This window comes from Spirillospora sp. NPDC048911 (assembly GCF_043198015.1).
In the GTDB taxonomy this organism is placed as follows: domain Bacteria; phylum Actinomycetota; class Actinomycetes; order Streptosporangiales; family Streptosporangiaceae; genus Spirillospora.
Genome location: NZ_JBICUD010000001.1, coordinates 532529 through 550724, shown reverse-complemented (window position 1 = coordinate 550724; position 18196 = coordinate 532529). Strand labels below are relative to the sequence as shown.

Here is an 18196-nt window from a genome sequence, read left to right as displayed (position 1 = left end):
CACGCTGCGCTAGCCCTGGGCGGCCTTGAGGGCGATGTCGGTGCGGTGGTGTGAGCCGCGGAGCTCGATCCTGGCGGCCGCCTCGTAGGCGGCGGCGCGGGCCGCGGCGAGATCGTCGCCTGTGCCCACCACGTTCAGGACGCGGCCGCCGGCGGCGACCAGGTCGCCGGCCTCGCGCTTGGTGCCCGCGTGCAGCACGTACGCGCCGGGTACCTCGGCGGCCGCCTCAAGGCCGGTGATCACATCGCCCTTGACCGGTGCGGCCGGGTAGTTCTCGGCGGCGATCACGACGGTCACGGCGGCACCGGGGTGCCAGGCGAGGCGGGTGTCCTTGGCCAGCCCGCCGATGGCGCACGCCTGCAGCAGGCCGCCGAGCGGGGTCGCCAGGCGGTCGAGGACGACCTGGGTCTCCGGGTCGCCGAAGCGCGCGTTGAACTCGACCACCCGCACGCCCTTCGATGTGAGCGCGAGCCCCACATAGAGGACACCCACGTACGGCGTCTCGCGGCGGCGCAGCTCGTCGACCGTCGGCTGGACGACGGTGGTCATCACCTCGTCGACCAGGCCCGCCGGGATCCACGGCAGCGGGGTGTAGGCGCCCATGCCGCCGGTGTTGGGTCCGGCGTCGCCGTCGTAGGCGCGCTTGAAGTCCTGGGCGGGCATCAGGGGCACCGCGTCCTGCCCGTCGCAGAGGGCGAAGAGCGAGACCTCGGGGCCGTCGAGGTAGTCCTCGATCACGACCCGTTCGCAGGCGCCGGCGTGGTCGAGCGCGGCCGTCCGGTCGTCCGTCACGACGACGCCCTTGCCCGCGGCCAGGCCGTCGTCCTTCACCACGTACGGTGGTCCGAACTCGTCGAGGGCCGAGGCCGCCTGCGCGGTCGTCTCGCAGACCCGGGCGTCGGCGGTCGGCACACCGGCGGCGGCCATGACCTCCTTGGCGAACGCCTTGGAGCCCTCGATCCGGGCCGCTTCCTTGTCCGGGCCGAAGCAGGGGAACCCCGCCGCGCGCAGCGCGTCGCCGACCCCGGCCACCAGGGGCGCCTCGGGGCCGATCACCACGAGCCCGGCGCGCAGCCGGCCGGCGAGCTCGACCACCGCCGTCGGGTCGGCCGGGTCGAGCGTGTGGTTGTCGGCGATCTCGGCCGTTCCGGGGTTTCCGGGCGCGCAGTGGAGCGCGGTGACGGACGGGTCGCGATGCAGGGCGCGGGCGATCGCATGCTCACGGCCGCCGGATCCAAGGACGAGTACTCGCACGTCGGAGGAGCCTAGTCGGCCGGGCGCCGGGACGGGCGGCCCGGGCGGGCTTTCCGGGGACGGCCGTGTGATCGGCGCCACCCGCCCCGGACGTGAACTTGGACGATGTCCACAACGTCATATATGTCGGCTGGTAAGCTCAACAGGCTTGCCGGCCTTGACGCCTAGGGGTGAAGGGAGGTGGTCGGGATGAGTCCTGGTGATCCTTGCAGTTCTGCGGAGCCCCCTCACAGTCCGAGCGGGACTGTTCATCCGACCGCCTCTACACGGCGTCCGGCCGCCGCCCTCGCGCGTTCCCCACGCTGACCGCATGGGTTGAGCGCGCTGCGCGCGTGTGGCCGGGGCAGAGGAGCACCTCATGGCCATGACACGAGTCCGCCCTGGCCGGGCGACCAAGTCGTTGTTCAAGACGCGCGGGCGTCCCGCCTCCATGACCGCCGCCGTCGCCCAGCGCGATTCCGCGGTCATCGACTGGGCCGCCTACATCGACGGCCATCGTGTGTCGACCGACACCATCGAGGACGCGGTACGCCTGATCCGTGACGGCCGCCTCCAGCCCGCCGCCGAGGCCGGCCGCCGGGGCGCGGAGGCGAGCGCCGGCTTCGTGTGGGTCGGCCTGCACGAGCCGTCGGAGACCGAACTCGCCGAGCTCGCCGAGGTCTTCGGGCTGCACGAGCTCGCCGTCGAGGACGCCATCAACGCCCATCAGCGCCCCAAGCTGGAGCGCTACGACGACGTGAACTTCTTCGTCATGAAGACGGTCGGCTACGTGCGGCGCGGGCCCGACGGCGCCGAGGTCGTCGAGACCGGCGAAGTGATGATCTTCTGTGGGCCGGACTTCGTGGTGACGGTGCGGCACGGCACGCACTGTGAGCTCGGCTGCGTCCGCAACGATCTCGAAGAGGACCCGGCCCGGCTGAGCCTGGGCCCGAGCGCGGTGCTGCACGCCGTCGCCGACCGCGTGGTGGACGGCTACGTGAACGTGGCGGACGCCGTGCAGGAGGACATCGACGAGGTCGAGGAGGCGGTGTTCTCGCCCGAGCGCACCGACGAGTCGCGGCGGATCTACCGGCTCAAGCGCGAGGTGATCCAGCTCAAGCGCGCCGTCGGGCCGCTGTCGGGGCCGCTGCGCAACTTGTCGGGCCGCCGGTTCGTGCCGACCGAGATCAAGGAGTACCTGCGCGACGTCGAGGACCACCTGACCCGCGTCCGCGATCAGGTCGAGGCCTACGACGAGCTCCTCAACCCGATCCTCCAGGCGCACATGACCCAGGTGACGGTCGCCGACAACCAGGACATGCGCAAGATCTCCGCCTGGGGCGCGATCTTCATGGTCCCCACCGCGATCGCCGGCATCTACGGGATGAACTTCGACTTCATGCCCGAGACCCAGTGGGAGTTCGGCTACCCGATGATCCTGGGCGTCATCGCGACCGCCTGTTTCTCCCTCTACCGTGGCTTCCGCCGCAACGGCTGGCTCTGAGCCACCCTCTGCCGTCCCTGGCCGTGCCAGCATGCCTGGGCTCGCGCCAGCCTGCTGCCTCTTGCCCGGCTGACCTTTGCGTGGGCTGGGTTTGAGGGCTGGGACGGGTTGTCAGTGAAGGATCGGGGTGGTGAGGGGTTGCGGCAGGGGGAGGCCGTGCTGCCGGAGGACGGTCCGCAGACGGTCGGGGTAGTCGGTCACGATCGCGTCCACGCCGTAGGAGACGAAGCGCGCCATGTCGGCGGGCTCGTTCACCGTCCACACCACCAACGGCAACGCCAGCGAGTGCGCGGCGGTGACCAGCTCGGGCGTGGTGAGGGTGCGCTCGGGCGAGAGGACCGTCGCGCCGACGTCGAGGGCCGCTCGCGCCGGGTCGTCCGGGGACTGCCCCGCGAGCCAGCGGGTGCCGAGGCCGAGCGTCTTGGCCTCGATCAGGGCCACCCGGCCCGCCTCCGGCGCGTACCGGCGCGCCTCGACGAGCACCCGCCAGTCGAACGCGAGCAGCCGGCTGCGGCCGAGCAGGTCGAACGCGCCCAGCACCTGCGCCACGGCCGCGGCGAAGAGCGCCACGTCGGAGTCGGGCCAGCCGGGATCGGTCTTGAGCTCGACCGCGAGTTCGACGTCCGGCACGCGTGACATCAGCGCGCACATCTCGGCCAGCGTCGGCAGCGGCGTCCGGCCGAGCGGCAGCTGGGTGAGCACGAACGGGTCGTCGTCGGTCGCGGGCCGCCGCACCCCGGCGTCCAGGGTCTTGATCTGGTCGAGCGTCAGATCGCGGATCGCCTTGCCCACGTACGGGTACATGGGGTCACCGGGACGGGCGGGGCCGGTGTCGGCGAGATTGACCGGGGAGAGCACCTGATCGTGGTTGAGCACGACGACGCCGTCCGCCGTCAGCCCCACGTCCAGCTCGATCGCGTCGACGCCGATCTCGAGCGCGTGCACGAAACCGGGCAGCGTGTTCTCCGGCCGCAACCCCCGGGCACCACGATGACCGTGGAGCTCAACGGGCCCCCCGTTGGACATCACGCCCTGGAGGCTACAGGCAGTCACCGATGTCCCGGTGGCCGATCGGTGAGAACCGGTTGAACGTTGGACGAGCCGAGCGCCGGTGAACCGGCGTTCACCGAGCCGACCTCAGCCGAGCCGAGCGTCCGGCGAGCCGAGCGTCCAGCGAGTGGACCGTCAGACCAGCGGCCGGAGCTGGAGGGTCTGGTCGCGGCCCGGTCCGACGCCGATGGCCGAGATCTGCGCCCCGGACATCTCCTCCAGCGCGCGGACGTAGGCCTGCGCGTTCTTGGGGAGGTCGTCGAACGTCTTGGCCCCGGTGATGTCCTCCTGCCAGCCGTCGAGGTGCTCCAGGATCGGCTTGGCGTGGTGGAACTCGGTCTGGGACGCGGGCATCTCGTCGTGCCGGACACCGTCGATCTCGTACCCGACGCAGACCGGCACCCGCTCCAGCCCGGACAGGACGTCGAGCTTGGTGAGGAAGTAGTCGGTGATGCCGTTGACCCGGGTGGCGTAGCGGGCGATCACCGCGTCGAACCAGCCGCAGCGGCGGTCACGGCCGGTGGTCACGCCGTACTCGCCGCCGGTCTTGCGCAGGAACTCGCCCTGCTCGTCGAGGAGCTCGGTGGGGAACGGTCCAGAGCCGACGCGGGTGGTGTAGGCCTTGAGGATGCCGATGACCCGGGTGATCTTCGTGGGCCCGACGCCCGAACCGGCGCAGGCGCCGCCGGCCGTGGGGCTGGAGGACGTCACGAACGGGTAGGTGCCGTGGTCGATGTCGAGCAGGGTGCCCTGGGCGCCCTCCAGCAGCACGACCTTGTCGTCGTCCAGCGCCTTGTTGAGCACGAGCGTCGTGTCGGCCACGAACGGCTTGAGGCGCTCGCCGTACTCCAGGTACTCCTGCACGATCGGCCCGGTGTCGATGCGGCGCCGGTTGTAGACCTTCGTGAGGACCTGGTTCTTCTCGCGGAGGGAGAGGTCGAGCTTCTGGGTGAGGATGTTGGGGTCGAACAGGTCCTGGACCCGGATCCCCATCCGGTTGATCTTGTCGGCGTACGCCGGGCCGATGCCGCGGCCGGTGGTGCCGATGCGCGCCTTGCCCAGATAGCGCTCGGTGACCTTGTCGAGGGCCCGGTGGTGGGGCATGATCAGGTGCGCGTTCGCCGAGATCAGCAGGCGTTCGCAGGAGATGCCGCGCTCCTTGAGCCCGTCGATCTCCGTCAGCAGCACGGCCGGGTCGATCACGACGCCGTTGCCGATCACCGGGATGACGTCGTCGGAGAGCACCCCGGACGGCAGCAGGTGCAGGGCGTAGCTCTTGTCGCCGATGACCACCGTGTGGCCGGCGTTGTTGCCGCCCTGGTAGCGGACGACGTAGTCGACATCTCCGCCGAGCAGGTCCGTCGCCTTGCCCTTGCCTTCATCTCCCCATTGGGCTCCGACAAGAACGATGGCCGGCATGCCACTTTCCTTCCCACGACGAAGGCCCCTGATCGCAAGCGCGAAGGGGCCTCTTGCGATCAAATCGTACCCATAGCCGGGGACTGAAGAAACCGCGCGCCGGTGTCACCAGCACATAAGTGACGAGTAAGCCCATATGGGTCAGGCGTTCAAAGCTCCCATGGTCAGGCGTTCAGGCCTTCAGGGTCAGGCGTTCAGGACGTCCGCCGCGGTGGCGCTGCTGTCGCGCAGGAAGGTCTTGCAGCGCTCGGCCTCGGCGTCCTCCCCGATGGCCGCCGCCGCCCGTCCCAGGGCGTGCAGGGCGCGCAGGAAGCCCCGGTTGGCCTCGTGCTCCCAGGGAACCGGGCCCTGTCCCCGCCAGCCCGCCCGCCGCAGCATGTCGAGCCCGCGGTGGTAGCCGGTGCGCGCGTAGGCGTAGGAGTCGATGACGCCGCCCCGGGCGAACGCGCGGTCGGCCAACTCGGCCCACACCCCCGGGTAGTCGGGATGGCGGGCCGCCACCTCGAACGGGTCGACGCCCTTTTCCAGGGCCTCGCGGGCCTCCGCGTTGTCCGGCAGTTCGGTCGGAGGCGGGCCGCCGAGCAGGTTCTGGGTCATGCCGGTCATCGTAAGTGTGCGGCCCCGGTGCGCATCAACCCGGGACCGCCGACCCGTCTCTCGAAGGGGCCGGAGCGGGCACGGCGAAGGCCGGTGGGAGCGGCAGCCGGTAGTGGACGGATCCGCCGTCGGCGGCGGGCTTCGCGGCTGGCCAGGCCGCGCGGATGGCGGACATGGCCGTCCGGTTGGCGAGCACGACGTCGGCGCCGAACTCGGTGATGCCGCGCCGTTCGGCGAGCCGGGACAGGAAGGCGACCATCCTGCTGCCCAGCCCGTGCCGCTGCCAGGGGTCGGTGATCATGACGGCGATCTCGGCCCGCCGGGGCTCCTCGCGGTCGCGCACGTACTCGGCGATGCCGAGCATCCGGCCGTCCAGAAGCGCCACCAGCGCCTCGCGGTCCCAGTGGTCGAGCCGATGCAGCGCGCGCACGTACGCCTCGGGGATGGCCGGCGTGCCCGAGAAGAACCGGGTGTACAGGCTCTCCCTGGACAGGCGGTCCGACATCTGCCGCAGAGCCTGCTCGTCGCCGATCCCGTACGGGCGAATGCGCACGTCGTGGACGGTCGCCGGAAGGTCAACGCGAGCGACGCCGCCCACATCGAGTTGTTTCATAAAACCCATTGGACCGTACTCGGTTGTGTGAAGCAACCCTGTAGCCGGCCCTAGGGCCGGGCCAAGCCTCACCTTGGAGGGGGTTCGTTGTGTGACACTACTCAGGTACTGTCGAGGACGTGTTGCCCCGCACGTACGAATCCCAGAACTGCTCGATCGCCCGGGCCCTGGAGGTGATCGGCGATCGCTGGACGATGCTGGTGATCCGCAGCGCCTTCGAGGGCGTCCGGCGCTTCGACGACTACCAGGACGGGCTCGGCATCGCCCGCAACGTCCTCACCGACCGGCTCACCCGGCTCTGCGACGAGGGCCTGATGCGCCGCGTCCGCTACCAGGAGCGGCCCGAGCGCTACGAGTACCGCCTCACCCGCAAGGGCGTCGAACTCTGGCCGGCCATGATGACCCTGATGCTCTGGGGCGATCGGCACTACGCGCCCGACGGCCCGCCCCTGGTGGTCGCCCACCGCGGCTGCGAGGGCGTGCTCACCGACCACCTCACCTGCGACTCCTGCGGCGCCCAGCTGGGCCCCAAGGACGTGGAGCCCCGCCCCGGCCCCGGCGCCCACATCGAGGCGGAACGCGCCGAGGCCGCCACCCAACGCACCTGACCACCCAGCGCACCTGACCACCCAGCGCGCCCCGCAAAGCGGCGCGCGGCCGCCGAGGGGTCGGCGGCCGCGCGGATGAACTTCGGCTGGGGTGTTACTTGAGCTTCTTGCCGGCGGAGAGCAGGTTCTCGCAGGCGGTGACGATGCGGGTGGCCATCGCCTCTTCGGCGGCCTTGCCCCACGAGCGCGGGTCGTACTTCTTCTTGTTGCCGACCTCGCCGTCCACCTTGAGGACGCCGTCGTAGTTGGCGAACATGTGCGCGGCGACCGGGCGGGTGAAGGCGTACTGGGTGTCGGTGTCGATGTTCATCTTGACGACGCCGTACGAGAGCGCCTCGCGGATCTCCTCCAGCGTCGAGCCGGAGCCGCCGTGGAAGACCAGGTCGAACGGCTTGGTCTTGTTGTACTTGGCGCCCACCGCGTCCTGGAGCTCCTTGAGCACTTCGGGGCGGAGCTTGACCGCGCCCGGCTTGTAGACGCCGTGCACGTTGCCGAACGTCGCCGCCAGGATGTAGCGGCCCTTCTCGCCCAGGCCGACGGCCTCGACGGTGGCCAGGGCGTCGCCGGTGGTCGTGTAGAGCTTCTCGTTGATCTCGTTCGCGACGCCGTCCTCCTCGCCGCCGACGACGCCGATCTCCATCTCCATGATCACGCGGGCCTTGGCGCACTCCTCGATCAGCTCGGCGGCGATCTCGAGGTTCTCCTCCAGCGGTACGGCGGAGCCGTCCCACATGTGCGACTGGAACAGCGGCTCCTCGCCGCGGGCGACGCGGTCCTGGGAGATCTTGACGAGCGGCCGCATGAAGCCGTCCAGCTTGTCCTTCGGACAGTGGTCGGTGTGCAGCGCGATGTTGACCGGGTAGCGCTCGGCCACCACGCGGGCGAACTCGGCCAGGGCGACCGATCCCACGACCATGTCCTTGACGGGGGCGCCCGACAGGTACTCGGCGCCGCCGGTCGACACCTGGATGATCCCGTCGCTCTCCGCCTCGGCGAAGCCGCGCAGCGCCGCGTTCAGCGTCTGGCTCGACGTCACGTTGATGGCGGGGTAGGCGAAACCGTCCTGCTTCGCACGGTCGAGCATCTCCGCGTAGACCTCGGGGGTCGCGATGGGCATTTGATCAACGTCCTTTCGTACGCGTGGTGCCGCCGGCATCCGGCCGGGCGGTGTGCTCCCGGCCGCCTGCCCGCACGGACATGCTTCCGGACCAGGTCAGGGCGCCGAGGAGCGCGAGGGCCAGGGATGGGATGTCGCCCAGGCCAGTATCTCGAATTTTTCCCGGCGGGCCAGCCGGGGACGGAACCCAGCGCGTCCGTGCCGGCCGATCATTTGGGGTGGATTCGGTGGAGAGTGACTGAGGAGCGCAGAGGAGCCCGCGAGGAGTCACTTCTCACGGAAACGTGACGCTGAGACAGGTACGCTCACGGTGTGGATCTCGCGCTCATTTCTCTCAACGTCACCGAGTGGCTGCACCCGACCGCATGGCTGCAGTTGTTCGGCACCTTCGCAACGATCGGCGTCATCGCGATCATCTTTGCGGAGACCGGACTGCTGTTCGGCTGCATCCTGCCCGGCGACTCCCTGCTGTTCACGGCGGGGATCCTCACCGCGGTCAGCACGGTCAACGGCCAGGAGTTCCAGCCGCTGTCGCTGCCCTGGCTGCTGATCGGCGGCCCGATCGCCGCGATCATCGGCGCGCAGCTCGGCCACTGGCTCGGCGCCCGGTACGGCCGCAAGCTCTTCGACCGCCCGGACTCCAAGATCTTCCGTCAGGAGTGGGTGGAGAAGGCCGAGTACTACTTCAACCGCTTCGGCCCGGCCAAGGCGGTCGTCCTGGCCCGCTTCATCCCGATCGTGCGGACGTTCCTCAACCCGCTCGCCGGGATGCTCGGCATGGACAGCCGCAAGTTCTTCATCTGGAACACCGTCGGCGCCGTGCTCTGGACCGACTCGCTGTTCCTGCTGGGGCACTTCCTCGGCGCCAAGGTGCCCGACATCGAGCGCTACATCCTCCCCGGCGTGGCCGTGATCCTCATCCTGTCGGTCATCCCAATCGTCCGGGAGGTCCTGAAGGGCCGCGGTGGTCAAGGCAACGGTCCGAATAAGAATGACTCTGAAGCGTCACGTCCGTCGCTCAGCGGTGACAGTTATCGCTAACCTCCCCATGTGGGACGTCATCGGTCGGACCCTAGGGGTCTCGCGCGCATATTGATCGCGGCCATTGCCGTGGTGCTCGCTTTAGCGTTGCTCATCGTGGGCGCCATCTCGTTGGTCAACGCTCTGACGTCCGACTCCTCCCAGCCCGGCCCCACCGGAACCGCCACCGAGAGCACCCGTGGCACCCGGTCCGGAAGCGCTCCGTCGAGTCAGGCACCGAAGTCGGCGACCGCGACCGCGGCGACCCCCCTGGTGATCCGTGTGGTCGGTTCCCCGACCACCGTGACGGTCACCGTCGCCGGTACGGGCGAGGTACTGCAGAACGGCGTGCTCGACACCAACGAGGCCCGGCAGTACGAGCAGGCGCCGCTGAGCGTCGTCGCCGCCGACGCCGGCTCGGTGGAGGTCACGATCTATGGGCAGCTGCAGCCGCGCGGGCAGGTCGGGCAGCGGGGCGAGTGGCGCGTGCCAGAACGCTGACGCGGACATGGAGAGGGCGGGGGCGCCCGATGACCCTGAGGGGTGCATCGGGCGCCCCCGCCCCTTGCCGCGCCGTCTCAGTCGAGGCCGAGGTCGGTGACGCTGTAGGGGTGCCGGTACTCCAGGCCCTCGGCGGCGATGCGCTCGGCGGCGCCCCGTTCCAGGATGGTGGCCACGGCGACGACCTCCGCTCCGGCGGCGCGCAGCGCCTCCACGGCGGTGAGCACGGAGCCGCCCGTGGTCGAGGTGTCCTCGACGGCCAGGACGCGGCGTCCGGCCACGTCGGGGCCCTCGACGCGGCGCTGCAGCCCGTGCTGCTTGTCGGCCTTGCGGACGACGAACGCGTCGAGCCGGCGGCCGCGCGCCGCCGCCGCGTGCAACATCGCGGTCGCGACCGGGTCGGCGCCGAGGGTGAGCCCGCCGACGGCCTCGTAGTCGAGCTCGGCGGTCTCGTCCAGCATCACCCGCCCGACCAGCGGCGCGACCGCGCCGTCCAGGGTCACCCGGCGCAGGTCGACGTACCAGGACGCCCGCTTGCCCGACGACAGCACGAAGTCGCCGTGCACGACGGCCTTCTCTTTGATCTCTCTCAGCAGGTCATCACGATCGCTCACATCGAGAACCCTATTCACCGCCGGTCCGTGCCCGCGTACGGCATCCCCGGTACGGTAACGGGGCGGATCCGACCGGCAGGAGGGCAGTGACGTGACGCCCGGCACGCTCGTCCTGCTGCACGCGCCGCAGGCCTCGTCCGTCGCGTGGGGCGACCTCCCGGAGATGTTGCGCTCGTACGGGATGGACGTGATCGCGCCGGACGTCCCCGACGGCGGCACGCGGTACGTGGCGCGGGCGTCTCTGATCATCGCCGCGACGGCGCCGTCCTCGCCGCTGGTCCTCGTCGCGTACGGCGCCGCGGGGCCGCTCCTGCCCGCGGTGGCGCTCGCCCAGCGGGCCGCTCACCGCAAGGTCGGCGGCTATGTCTTCGTCGACGCGGAGCTGCCGCGGCTGCGCCGCCAGCACGATCACGATGAGGCCGAACCGCCCGCGCCCGTCCCCACGGACTGGCCTGACGCCCCCTGCGGCTATCTGCTCACCCACGGCACCCGCAAGGACGGCAGCATCGCGCAGCCGGACGAACGTGAGCAGGCCATGCGAGAAGCGACGCTCCGCGGCTGGCCGGTGGTCGAGCATCGCCCGCCCTCGGCCGCGGCCCAATCCCTCAGCGAGCTGATAGCCACCCTCTGAGCCCCACCCCAGGCATCCTCGACACCCTCGGACGGAGCCTCAGGGAAATCACAATCCCCGAGGGTGTGCCTTCCTGGCCTGTCCCACGGCGCCTTGCGGACGGTGCGTCAGGCGTTCTTGTGCGGGGTGGTCTGGCCGCTCTCTGGGCGGTGCTCCGGACGTTTTCAAGGGCGGTGTCGTGTGCGGCGCCCTGGGGCGCCTCGGGCGTGCTGAGGCGGGGCCTCAGGCGTTCTTGAGGAGATCGTCCAGGAGGGCGTCGTAGTCGTCTTCGGCTTGGCCCAGGTCGATACGGGCGCGGTAGCGCAGCCTTAGGAGGGCCTCCAGGCTGTCTTCGGCCAGGGCCACGTCGTCCGGGCCAGGCGTGAAGGAGCCCGGCGCGTCATCGGCGGCCTCGCCGGAGACGATGCCGGTGCCCACGGCACGGTCGCGCAGGGCCAGGACCACATCGGCGCCCGTGGTGGCCCATTCGTGGGCCCCGGTGGCGTCACCCTGGGCGTACAGGACCTCGGCCACGGCCCGGTAGACCTCCGGGTCGCGGGGCGCGTCGGCGCGGATCGCCTCCACCAGCCGGCGGGCCTCGTCGGCGTCGCCCAGCTCGAAGAGCGCGTCCGCGAGGTAGGCGCGGGCGTCACCGTAGGTCTCGCCGCCGTCCTCGATGGCCTGGCGGTACAGCTTCGCGGCCCGGTCGTGATCGCCCGCGTGCTGCCACTGCTCACCGGCGCGCAACAGCACATTGGCACGTGACACCCCTCCGGACACCGACTCGGCCAGCTCGGAGAGCCGCCGGGCAGCCGAAGTGTGATCGCCCGTGCGCAGGGTGTCGAACTCCAGATCGTCGAGATCGTCTTCCGTCACATGCGTCACGCTTCAACGCTACCCGCCGCTCGACGGCCGAAGCGGGTGAATCGAGGATGATCGTGAATTACCTACACGTACGCGCTATCGGCGTGAGCGTTCGAGGGCGTCCCAGAAGCCGCGGCGCAGGGCGTGCCGGACCTCGTCGTGGAGCAGGAAGTCGATCGGCAGCGACGACCCCTGGAGGAGGCGTGCCTCCAGGTCAGAGGGCATCCGCGGCTTGCGGGCCAGGACCGCCTCCAGCCAGAGCGCCGGGGCGTCCCGCGCCACGGACTCGCCGAAATCCTGCCCCTCCTGGTGGGCCGCCTTGACCGCGTCCGACAGCGACGGCGCCGTCTGCTGCTGGACGGGCAGCGGCGAGATCTGCTGGGGCCCGGTGTACGGGCCGTGCGGCTGGCCGGGCGGCGCGGCGGACGGCGAGCCGTATTGCGGGCCCCCGCTCGGCATCGGGGGCGACGGGGTAGGCGTCGGCGCGGCCTGCAACGGGCTCGGCAACGGCGACTGTGGCGGTGTGGGCGGCGCCTGCGGCGGCACGCTCGCGCCGGCCCCGGTGTTGCCGCCGAGGCCGGGCGGCATGCCCGAGCCCAGCCCGTTCGAGCCCAGCCCATTGGAGCCGAGGCCGTTGGAGCCCAGCCCGTTCGACGCCAGACCGCTCGATCCCAGCCCGTTCGATCCGAGGCTGCCCGAACCCACGCCGCCGGCGCCGAGGCCGCTCGAGTTCAGACCGGACGAGCCCAAGCCGCCCGAGCCCACGCCGCTTGAGCCGAGACCGTTCGATCCCGCGCCCCCACCGGTGAGCCCGGCGGGCGAAGGGGCTCCGGTCGACTGCGCGCCCGTGGACGAGCCGGCCGACAGCTGCGGCTGACCGGTGATCGGGGACGAGGACGGCGGGCCGTTGTGCTGGCCGGACGTCAGGGCGCCGATCGACGCGCTGGTGTGCGTGCCGTGCCCGTTGGACAGCGGGCTCGTCGAGTACGAGCCGCCGACGGTGCTGTCGAGGCCGGAGAGCAGGTTGACGAACGGGCGCAGGTGGCCGGTGCCGATCTCGATGAGGTCGTCGCACTCCTGGCGCAGCACGCGCGAGATGGTCCAGTTGCCGTCGACGGCGACGTGCACGACGGTCACCCGGACCCCCAGGTCCTGGGCGTCCGCGACGACCTGGGCGAGGTCCTCGTCACCGCTCACCACGACCGCGTCCGCCAGCGCGCCGTTGCGGGCCAGCGCCATCAGGTCGCGGTGGATCTCGGTGTCGACGCCCTCGCGGCGGCCGGGCCGGATCCGGCCGAGCCGCAGCTTGAGGCCGGGCAGGTCGGCCAGCGCCTCGTGCTCGGGGGATCGGCGTCCCTCGACGGTCGCCTCGTACCAGTAGCACCGCAGAAGCGGGAGCCCGGTGCGCTCCCGCGCGAGGTTGCTCAGCAACTGGAGCAGCCCGCCGAAGTCCCAGGAGACGGTCTCGCGATGGCGGGTGCCGTGCACCGCCATGGCGCCGTCCGCCAGCAGGTAGCCGGCGTCTACGAACAGCGCGCAGCGATCCATGCGACACCGCCTTTCCTCAACACGGGACCTCTCCGGGTGCCCACTCCACGATCAGGGTGGTGAGGGGGACCATTTGCTGGGTGGCCTGCCCTTCATGCTCTCGGGGACGCGGTCCGTCAAATTGACCCCGGGCCTCTATAGCGTAGTGAAGCCCGTTAGTCCCGTAGGCCAATACGGCGATTCGCCACTCTTTCACGAGAGTAAGCCACGTGTAACCCTCGTCCTCGCGCTTCGCCGTCACGTCCGGTTCGGTGGTGTCCCATGCCGAAGGCCGACAGACGACAGCGCGGACGCTACCAGTCGTTCCGGTCTGTCCATAATGCTTCCTCATGATCTTTACGAGAAGAATCGGTGACCCGGTTCAGCCGTGGAGAGTGCCGAGGGGCCGGGCAGCACTTCGCGACCTGCGCTTCAGCTCCGCTTGGGCGCGGTGACCGTGACGACCCCGGCCAGGTAAGCGTCCCGGCGCGTCGTCAGGCTGAGTGTCCCGCCGCTGTGGAGTGGCGCCGCGAAGTTATCGACATCTATCCCGAAGGTGAGTTCCGTATCGATGGCGCCGTTCGCCGAGCCGTCGGCGATGTTGCGGGCCGACCGGTCGCCGCCCGCCGGAGCCAGCGGCCGGCCGTCGAGCAGCAGCCGGTCCCCGGTGAGATCGGCGTCGCCCTCCCAGAGCACGAGGCCGATCTTGGCCAGTTCCGTCGTGGTGAGCAGGCCGTTCACCGGGACGTCCACCCGGCTGGACGTGTGCGGCCCGAGCGACCGTGCGCCGTCGAGCACCATCGCCTGCTGGTAGGGCGCCTTCGGATCCGACACGACGACCACCAGGCTCCAGCCCGCGTAGCGCGACGCGCCCGGACTGGTGGGAACGTCGGCGCCCCACCATCGTCCACCGCCGTTGCGGCGCACGATCGCGGTCACGTCGGCGAACGCCTGGTAGACACCGAAGTGCGGAAGCCGTCCCCGCTGGATCGCCGCGGGCCGGACCTGCTGGTACGCACCGCCCGGCGGCCGGAGCCTCGCCGGGCCGCCGAGGCCCACACCCGACCAGTAGAGCCCGGCCCATCGCACCGTGCCGCCGGCGGGCAACTCCAGCCTGGCCGCGCTCGACGTCCTGGTCGAACGATCCTGGTCCAGATCGGACGGAGCCATCTCCCAGAGGTCGTTGTCGCGGCGGTCGCCCTGCCTGTGCAGCGCCCCGGCGCAACGTTCCTGGCCCTCATCGCAGCTGAGCAAGGCATTCCCCACCTGCACGACCCGCAGGTTGCCGTCGGCCGCGAACCTCGCGGGCATGCCACCGGCGACGACCCCGCCCGCCGCCCGGGCGCTCGCGCCGACACCCCCCGCCCGCAACGTGACCTGCGGCGCCGCGTTGAACGGAGCGTTCCCCGCGACGACGACGCGCAGATACGCCGAACTGGAAACCCCAGCCGACAACGGCCCATGCGTACACCGCACCTGGTTGCTCAATGCTCGCTGCGCGGCAGGCGCGACCGCCTGCCCAGCCGACCCGACGCCGGCGGGCCGGCAGCTCCAGTTGTTGCCGGGTGGCCGCCGGGGCTTGAACACCGCGTTGGGACCGGTGACAGCACCCGCGTAGGTCACCCCAGGAGGCAGGTCCACATTGGCGATCACGCTTTGGGACGTGCCGATGCCGTAGTTGGCGACCGACATCGCGACGATGCCGGACTGCTGCCGCACGAGGGCGCCGACCGTGGCTATGCGGGCCGTAAGCCGAGCGGGCAGGGGCAGAGGCACTAGTGGCTGGCGAGCAGGAGAAGCAGGCTTGAGCGAACGTGCGGCGGGCTTCGGCGGTAGGGGAAGAGGTGGCTTCTGCTTGGGCGCCACGGAGGCAGATGCTTGTGCCACAGGTGACGGCTGGCGTACCGGCTCAGGCGGTGGCTTGTCGGAGACGAGGACGAACCCGCTCACCACGGCGACTCCCAAGGCCGCCATGCCGCTTCCCAGTACTTGCTGCTGCCGCTTGGGCAGATGGTGGAACCAGTCGAGGACCTCGGCCGCGATGCCGCCCTTGGCCGCCATCCCCAGGTAACCGGTGACGGCGGCGCCGAGGATCAGCGGGCCGAGGGCCTCGCGCAGTGTGGTGTTGACGTCGGCGAGTTCGAAGTAGATGCCCTGGCAGCGTTCACACTCGTCGAGGTGGTGCTCGACGGCGCGCGTATCGCGTCTGGCCAGGCCGCCCCGTACATAGGAGCCGAGCTTGCCGAGGGCGGGACGGCACTGGTCATCGGCGGCCTCCGTTCCGACCAGCGCCAGACCGGCGTCGGATGGCTCCGCCAGGTGCATCTGGAGGTAAGCCTGGCGCAGGCCTTCGCGGGCGCGGTAGGCGAGCGCGGCGACCCCGTTCGCCGTGAGGCCGAGGAGCGGCGCGATGTCGGCGGGCTTGGCGCCCTCGACCTCGGTGTGCCAGAGAACGGCGCGCCAGCGTTCGGGGAGGGACCGGTAGGCACGGACGATCATCGTTCGTTCGAGGCGCTCCAGGGCGGGATCGGTGACCGGCATGCCCGGGTCGTACAGCTCGATCCGGCCGGTCGGCCGCAGCCGCTTCTCGGCGCGATGGCGGTCGTAGACCGTGCGGCGCACGGCGGTGAGGAGGTACGGCCGGAAGTCCGACCGCGGGCCGCCGCCCCGGCTCAGCACGTCCAGGATCTTGGTGAACGTGTCCTGGACCGCGTCCTCGGCGCGATCACCCTCGACGAGGCTGCCGGCGAGCTTGCGGGCCGCTTCCCGGTGCCGTTCGTACAACGTGCCGTACGCCGAGGCGTCGCCCGCACGGATGCGTGCGATGAGTACCGCGTCGCTGGACTCCTCCAGAGCCATGTCGGACGCGGCCTCGCCCACGGGACCCCCTGTTTTGCCTGCACATTGTGATCACATGACCACTGATTGTCACGGATGATGATTCCGCAACGCGCGGCATGGCTAAACCGGCTCGTCCGTCAAAGATCTGGGAGGACGCGTCGTCCGGGACAGGTCATCCATGCTTCCCCGGACGGCGAATAGTCACGGGAGTCGACGGATCATCCCCGATCAGCCGTCAGCCCAGCCGTCCGCCGGATCCCGGCCGCTTCACAGGGGCGTGGCCGAGAGCGGCGGCGGCCGACGGCTCAGCTCGGGTATGCCGTCCGTTCCGCCGAGAGGGCGGAACGGACGGCATCCCGCAACGGCATCCCCACGGCATCCCTCAGCTGATGTCGGCGCGGCCCATTTCGGTGAGGGAGGTCTCGCTCTCCGGGCTCTCCCAGCGGACGCGGCAGTCACGGTCCTTGAGCTCGACCGTGCAGATGGCGTTGTCGAACCACGGGCCTTCGGTGCGCTTCCACGACAGCGGCGGCTTGGGCACCTTCGAGAGCTTGGCCAGCAGCCGGAACGGGGCGCCGGTGGCCCGCACGGAGGCGAACCTGTTGGCCATGCGGAACTTCCCGACCAGCGGGTTGCGGAGCGGCGAGCACACGATCTGGGAGATCACCGACTGGGTGTGCGGGGCGGTGACCCGGGCCCGGTAGGAGTAGTGGATGTCGCCGGACAGGAACGAGATCGTCGCCGGCGCCGTGCCGCGCTGCCCGTTGCCGACGGCGACCACGTCCCGCGCCACCTCGCGGAACGACGTGTCGAACGCGGCCCAGTGCTCCAGGTCGGCGCCCTGCCGCAGCTTCTCGCCGAGCCGGGCGGCGCGCGGCCCCCAGGCGCCCTCCGCCATCGCCTCGTTCCACGCCTCGGCGTGGTGGATGGCGCGGGGCAGCAGGTACGGCAGCGAACTGGCGATCAGCAGGTGGTCCACGTCCCCCTGGACCTGCTCGTCCAGCCACTGGAACTCGCCGTCGTCGAGCATCCCCCGCCGCTCCTTGGTCAGCAGCCGCGAGCAGCGGCTGTCGACGACGATCAGCCGGGTGTTGTTGAGGTCGTGCGAGTAGCTCCAGCGGGCGGTCGCGGGCTCCTTGTCGGCCCGTTCGGCGAACTCGTCGAGGATCTTGCCCGCGTCCCCGCCCTCGGCGGACGCGGCCCGTACCGCCTCGTAGATCGGGTCGCTCGCCCGTTCCTCGGGCGACAGGTTGCCCAGGTGCTGGTAGACCCAGTACGCGCCGATGCCGCCGGTGATGCGGGCGCGCCACCACGGCTCGGCCCACATCTGCTGCCGCCAGGTGTAGGAGGTGTTCCAGTCGTCCCGGATGTCGTGGTCATCGAAGATCGCGAGCGTCGGCACCGTGGACAGCAGCCACCGCACCGCCGGGTCCTCGTGCCAGGCCAGCTTGTAGAGGTAGGTGTAGTCCTCGAAGTCGGCGAGCTCCCCGACCGGCGGCTCCGCCGGGTCCCGCCGGCTCCGGATGAACGCGCGCATCTCCTCGCTGAGCTCGTCGGCGTACACCTGGTCGCCGACCATCAGCAGCACGTTCGGCCAGTTCCCGGCCGAGTCGTCCTCGGCGAGCCGGTGCGCGTACGCCGCGAGCGCGTCGAGCCCGTGCTCGTTCACCTTGTCGGGCGAGCGGCGGCACGAGCCGAACGAGATCCGCAGTTTCCCGGCGGGATCCAGCGTCCGGATCCGGCTCCGCGGGAACCGCGTCACCTCCTCCGGCCACACCGTCTCACCGTCGATCGCCACCGAGTACGGCGTGTCCGAGCCGGGTTCGAGCCCGTCGATCTCGACGAGCGCGTAGTGGTGGCCGTGCACCGTGAACGTGCGGGCGGAGGCGTCGAGGCCGCGTTCCTCGTCGAAGACGCGGACCTCGCTGGGCCGGTCGGCCTCCACCCACACCGTCGCCGTCCGATCGCCGACGTGACGCAGCAGGGGGCCGAGAACCAAAGCGGTCATACTCCGCATCATTAGCGGAACGGGAGCCTTCCCGTCCATCGTTTCAACGGTTCGGCCCCCGTATGTCACC

The 18196-nt window shown here is 70.7% G+C and carries 16 protein-coding genes; 5 read left to right on the top strand and 11 right to left on the bottom strand.

All coding sequences use genetic code 11. The annotated features are described in order from the left end of the window. Positions 1 to 9: 9 nt before the first annotated feature. Positions 10 to 1254, bottom strand: coding sequence for a phosphoribosylamine--glycine ligase (purD, locus tag ACGFNU_RS02590; protein WP_392589493.1), 1245 nt, complete (start codon positions 1252 to 1254; stop codon positions 10 to 12). A gap of 358 nt (positions 1255 to 1612) precedes the next feature. Here purD and ACGFNU_RS02585 point away from each other — a divergent pair, with 358 nt between their 5' ends. Then, positions 1613 to 2737, top strand: coding sequence for a magnesium and cobalt transport protein CorA (locus tag ACGFNU_RS02585; protein WP_392589492.1), 1125 nt, complete (start codon positions 1613 to 1615; stop codon positions 2735 to 2737). A 111-nt stretch (positions 2738 to 2848) separates the two neighbouring features. Here the strand turns inward: ACGFNU_RS02585 and ACGFNU_RS02580 are convergent, their stop codons facing one another. From ACGFNU_RS02580 to ACGFNU_RS02565, 4 genes are all read right to left on the bottom strand, one after another. Then, a complete protein-coding gene (locus tag ACGFNU_RS02580; protein WP_392590975.1) occupies positions 2849 to 3763 on the bottom strand; it encodes a glycerophosphodiester phosphodiesterase family protein in 915 nt (304 codons plus the stop codon). A 159-nt stretch (positions 3764 to 3922) separates the two neighbouring features. Next, positions 3923 to 5206, bottom strand: a complete 1284-nt coding sequence (locus ACGFNU_RS02575) for an adenylosuccinate synthase (RefSeq protein ID WP_392589490.1) — start codon at positions 5204 to 5206, stop codon at positions 3923 to 3925. 186 nt (positions 5207 to 5392) lie between these two features. Next, positions 5393 to 5812: a DUF3151 domain-containing protein gene (locus tag ACGFNU_RS02570; RefSeq protein WP_392589489.1), complete on the bottom strand. Its 420-nt coding sequence runs from the start codon at positions 5810 to 5812 to the stop codon at positions 5393 to 5395. A 25-nt stretch (positions 5813 to 5837) separates the two neighbouring features. Next, positions 5838 to 6416 (bottom strand): GNAT family N-acetyltransferase, encoded by a 579-nt coding sequence (locus tag ACGFNU_RS02565; RefSeq protein ID WP_392589487.1) that lies wholly within the window; start codon positions 6414 to 6416, stop codon positions 5838 to 5840. 119 nt (positions 6417 to 6535) lie between these two features. Here ACGFNU_RS02565 and ACGFNU_RS02560 point away from each other — a divergent pair, with 119 nt between their 5' ends. Next, positions 6536 to 7024 (top strand): winged helix-turn-helix transcriptional regulator, encoded by a 489-nt coding sequence (locus ACGFNU_RS02560; protein ID WP_392589485.1) that lies wholly within the window; start codon positions 6536 to 6538, stop codon positions 7022 to 7024. Positions 7025 to 7118: 94 nt separating this feature from the next. Here the strand turns inward: ACGFNU_RS02560 and fbaA are convergent, their stop codons facing one another. Then, entirely contained in the window at positions 7119 to 8141 is a 1023-nt protein-coding gene (fbaA, locus tag ACGFNU_RS02555) for a class II fructose-bisphosphate aldolase (RefSeq protein WP_392589483.1), read from the bottom strand. A gap of 312 nt (positions 8142 to 8453) precedes the next feature. Between fbaA and ACGFNU_RS02550 the strand changes: the two genes are divergently transcribed. Next, positions 8454 to 9182, top strand: a complete 729-nt coding sequence (locus ACGFNU_RS02550; RefSeq protein WP_392589481.1) for a DedA family protein — start codon at positions 8454 to 8456, stop codon at positions 9180 to 9182. A 96-nt stretch (positions 9183 to 9278) separates the two neighbouring features. Continuing rightward, positions 9279 to 9662 carry a hypothetical protein gene (locus ACGFNU_RS02545; RefSeq protein ID WP_392589479.1) on the top strand — a complete coding sequence of 128 codons (384 nt, stop codon included), beginning with the start codon at positions 9279 to 9281 and terminating at the stop codon, positions 9660 to 9662. Positions 9663 to 9739: 77 nt separating this feature from the next. Here ACGFNU_RS02545 and pyrE read toward each other — a convergent pair whose 3' ends face one another. Beyond that, positions 9740 to 10276, bottom strand: a complete 537-nt coding sequence (gene pyrE, locus ACGFNU_RS02540) for an orotate phosphoribosyltransferase (RefSeq protein WP_392589478.1) — start codon at positions 10274 to 10276, stop codon at positions 9740 to 9742. A 91-nt stretch (positions 10277 to 10367) separates the two neighbouring features. Between pyrE and ACGFNU_RS02535 the strand changes: the two genes are divergently transcribed. Further along, a complete protein-coding gene (locus ACGFNU_RS02535) occupies positions 10368 to 10907 on the top strand; it encodes a hypothetical protein (protein ID WP_392589477.1) in 540 nt (179 codons plus the stop codon). Positions 10908 to 11129: 222 nt separating this feature from the next. Here ACGFNU_RS02535 and ACGFNU_RS02530 read toward each other — a convergent pair whose 3' ends face one another. The 4 genes from ACGFNU_RS02530 to ACGFNU_RS02515 all read right to left on the bottom strand — a co-directional run bounded on the left by ACGFNU_RS02530 (position 11130) and on the right by ACGFNU_RS02515 (position 18126). Beyond that, the gene (locus ACGFNU_RS02530) at positions 11130 to 11771 is read right to left on the bottom strand and encodes a tol-pal system YbgF family protein (RefSeq protein WP_392589475.1); all 642 of its coding nucleotides are present in this window, start codon (positions 11769 to 11771) and stop codon (positions 11130 to 11132) included. A 75-nt stretch (positions 11772 to 11846) separates the two neighbouring features. Beyond that, positions 11847 to 13298 carry an NYN domain-containing protein gene (locus ACGFNU_RS02525; RefSeq protein WP_392589474.1) on the bottom strand — a complete coding sequence of 484 codons (1452 nt, stop codon included), beginning with the start codon at positions 13296 to 13298 and terminating at the stop codon, positions 11847 to 11849. 411 nt (positions 13299 to 13709) lie between these two features. Beyond that, on the bottom strand, positions 13710 to 16157 hold the full coding sequence (locus ACGFNU_RS02520; RefSeq protein ID WP_392589472.1) for a sigma-70 family RNA polymerase sigma factor: 2448 nt from the start codon (positions 16155 to 16157) through the stop codon (positions 13710 to 13712). 343 nt (positions 16158 to 16500) lie between these two features. Beyond that, on the bottom strand, positions 16501 to 18126 hold the full coding sequence (locus ACGFNU_RS02515) for an alkaline phosphatase D family protein (protein WP_392589471.1): 1626 nt from the start codon (positions 18124 to 18126) through the stop codon (positions 16501 to 16503). Between the last annotated feature and the right edge of the window lie 70 nt (positions 18127 to 18196).

Coding starts and splice junctions, on each gene's coding strand:
- ACGFNU_RS02585 (WP_392589492.1), top strand. CDS start 1,613: ATGGCCATGACACGAGTCCGCCCTGGCCGGGCGACCAAGTCGTTGTTC.
- ACGFNU_RS02580 (WP_392590975.1), bottom strand. CDS start 3,763: ATGTCCAACGGGGGGCCCGTTGAGCTCCACGGTCATCGTGGTGCCCGG.
- ACGFNU_RS02575 (WP_392589490.1), bottom strand. CDS start 5,206: ATGCCGGCCATCGTTCTTGTCGGAGCCCAATGGGGAGATGAAGGCAAG.
- ACGFNU_RS02570 (WP_392589489.1), bottom strand. CDS start 5,812: ATGACCGGCATGACCCAGAACCTGCTCGGCGGCCCGCCTCCGACCGAA.
- ACGFNU_RS02565 (WP_392589487.1), bottom strand. CDS start 6,416: ATGAAACAACTCGATGTGGGCGGCGTCGCTCGCGTTGACCTTCCGGCG.
- fbaA (WP_392589483.1), bottom strand. CDS start 8,141: ATGCCCATCGCGACCCCCGAGGTCTACGCGGAGATGCTCGACCGTGCG.
- ACGFNU_RS02525 (WP_392589474.1), bottom strand. CDS start 13,298: ATGGATCGCTGCGCGCTGTTCGTAGACGCCGGCTACCTGCTGGCGGAC.
- ACGFNU_RS02515 (WP_392589471.1), bottom strand. CDS start 18,126: ATGACCGCTTTGGTTCTCGGCCCCCTGCTGCGTCACGTCGGCGATCGG.